The organism is Vreelandella sp. L-15, from assembly GCF_056857635.1.
Window position 1 is genome coordinate 1 of record NZ_JBSXNN010000012.1, and the last position, 2,468, is coordinate 2,468.

The 2,468-nt window shown below is 54.3% G+C and carries 2 protein-coding genes and 1 pseudogene; 1 reads left to right on the top strand and 2 read right to left on the bottom strand.

Annotated features, from left to right (window positions below):
* Nucleotides 1–279 precede the first annotated feature (279 nt).
* Both AC13CY_RS00615 and AC13CY_RS00620 read right to left on the bottom strand, forming a co-directional pair.
* On the bottom strand, nt 280–1,599 hold the full coding sequence (locus tag AC13CY_RS00615) for an IS4 family transposase (protein ID WP_483052178.1): 1,320 nt from the start codon (nt 1,597–1,599) through the stop codon (nt 280–282).
* A 146-nt stretch (nt 1,600–1,745) separates the two neighbouring features.
* Nucleotides 1,746–2,090 (bottom strand): annotated as a pseudogene (locus tag AC13CY_RS00620) (methyl-accepting chemotaxis protein); the annotation flags it as partial.
* Nucleotides 2,091–2,195: 105 nt separating this feature from the next.
* On the opposite strand from AC13CY_RS00620, the gene AC13CY_RS00625 reads away from it, so the two are divergent.
* A partial coding sequence (locus AC13CY_RS00625) for a transposase (protein WP_483052179.1) occupies nt 2,196–2,468 on the top strand: 273 nt, incomplete at its 3' end.

Consider the following 2,468-nt stretch of genomic DNA (forward strand, 5'->3'; position numbering starts at 1 on the left):
GTCCTTGAGGATCCAGGGCGCTTCCAGGCCCAGGCCGAGGGTCAGAATCTGGGTGCCGTCCATGCCATGCCTCCTGTCGTCGTGGAGGTCATATCCTGGCCCAGCTCAGGGGGCGAATTCCACACCCAACGACGAAGAGCCATTCAGTAGGGGGGTTTGATTTTAGTTGCTTACTCGATTTATTTTAGAGACAGCCATTCATGGAGAAACTGCATGGCTTTAGCTTTAAGTATGGCTTTGATGACTAATAAAACCTCAGCCGTTGGGCTGTAATGCCAGTCAGTTAAGCCTGACTGGCTTTTTTCTGGCCGTATATTTTTGTGGTCGTACCCGGACAGCACGCGGGTACGCCCTTTCTCGCCTATCGGGTAGCAAGAATGAAGGCGCCATCTCTAGCATCGACTTCATCACCTCGGGAAGGCGGCCAGGTGACACCGCCGGCAATATAGATAACTCTTTGATAATAAAATGGGCGGCTTGATGAAAACTCAATTGATTTGGATGAATGCTGTCTAAGCTATAGGCCATCCGGGCCATCTGAAAGCGTATCAAGTTGTAGGCGAGCAACGTTCCCCATAACTCCTGGCGAACCATGTCCGGTGTGCGGCTACGCAATGTGAGCCGATTGCCCAGAAGCGACTGCTTCATTTCCCGATAGCCCAGCTCGATTTCCCAGCGGTAACTATAAAGATCGACGATATCAGCGGCAAGAAAGCGCATCGGATCGGTCATCGACGTCAGCACCTGAACCTGTTTGCCCTTGACCTTACGACTCATCAGGCGTGCTTCTAGCGTCGCGGGCAAGTGTGGCCATTTCGCTCGCGCTTGTGGCGATGTCGTTAGGCGAACCAGTCGATCTTGACGACCCAGCGAGTAGATTTCTTCATACTGTGTTCCTTTGCGTAGCGGAATAAGCCAGTGACGCTGCTCACCTGCCTGCTGCCAGGCATGCAGCAACCCCAGTGAGTAAAACCCGCGATCAAATAACGTCAGGGAGTGATCAGGTGTGCTGGCTATCAGGTCGGTTGTTAGCGCCACTTCGCCCGTCGACACACTATCAAGGGCGGCGCCGGTAACGAGGTGACTCGTCAGCTCCATTTGGCACACCATGCGCACTTGAGGATAGCTTGCCTCCCGGTGAGCATTACGTGTTCTCGCAAAGGCCGCTTGATTATCAGGCGAGTCTGGCGTTCGCCATACCACACCATCCACCCCAAGGAGTGTTAGCCCACACCAATGGGGATGCGGGGTTTGCTCATGCCAAAGTGCCTGAGTTTGCTCAAAGACCCGCTTGACAGCCTCGACACCCAAGCGCTGACGTGCCTGGACAACCGCACTGGGGGCCACGAAAGGACGCTTACCTGGCAAGACAATATCAAGCTGATTGACGACCTGTCCCATGGGAATATGGCGAAACAGTGCCATGCCGACAATCGACCAAACCACCATCTCCAGCGGTAGACGCCGCTTTCGAAGCGTGGCAACCCCCGCTTTCTCCAGGCACGAGTCGATCAGTTCGGGAGAGAGGACTTCCGCGAGACTGGAAAAGTTGTCAGGGGTTACACGCGCAATAGCGTCTATGGCTTGGCTAAAGTGCATAAAAAAATCCGGTACCAGTGAATGACTGGTACCGGACTGTCTCATCGTCAGCTAATTGAAGAAAGCCTTAACTGACTGGCATTACAGCCGTTGGGCTGAGGTTTTTTAATGTTAAACGATTAGAAGTATTTGTTTTAAGAGACGGCTTAAAACTCTTCCCAGTCCAGTTCCGCTACTTTAGAGCTGGCAACCCTACCGGTTGTAGGCCGAGCCTGTTGTAAAGAAGGTGCTGGCGTTCTCCCAGATTTACCGAGCGGAAGGGCAACACGACTCTCGCCATCAACCAGCTTGAAGGTAGCGACAGCCGACTCAAGTTGAGCAGCTTGCTCTTCGAGTGAAGCTGCCGCTGTTGCGGCTTCCTGGACAAGCGCTGCGTTTTGCTGAGTTACCTCGTCCATTTGGGAGACGGCTTGATTAACCTGTTCGATACCATCACTTTGCTCGGAGGAGGCAGCTGAGATTTCATCCATGATATCGGCAACACGCTTAACCCCGCCTTATTCATGAGGCCGACCTGAAAACGAAGATAGCGGATGGTATTCTCTTGAAAATTCAGTGTGTTCCGCCAAGAACCTGAACCAAGAGAGCTATCCGCCATGGGTGAAACCCTAACGACATGGTCGCCCTCGTGCAACGGCTCTGTCCGTGTTGAGCTGAGCGGCCAGCGCACCACCAGTGACAGCGGCGCTTTGCTGCTGCGTGAAGCCCTCGACAACAGCGGCGTGGTCGAGGCGCTGGAAGACAATCTGGTCGATCGACGCCACCCGCTGCGCATCCTTCATTCGCTGGCCAGCCAGTTGCGTACCCTGGTGCTGCAGCGTGCGATGGGCTGGATCGACCTCAGCGATACCGACACGCTGCGCCGTGAT

Excerpts from the sequence above, each read along its gene's own strand:
- AC13CY_RS00615 (WP_483052178.1), bottom strand. The coding sequence starts at position 1,599 with ATGCACTTTAGCCAAGCCATAGACGCTATTGCGCGTGTAACCCCTGAC.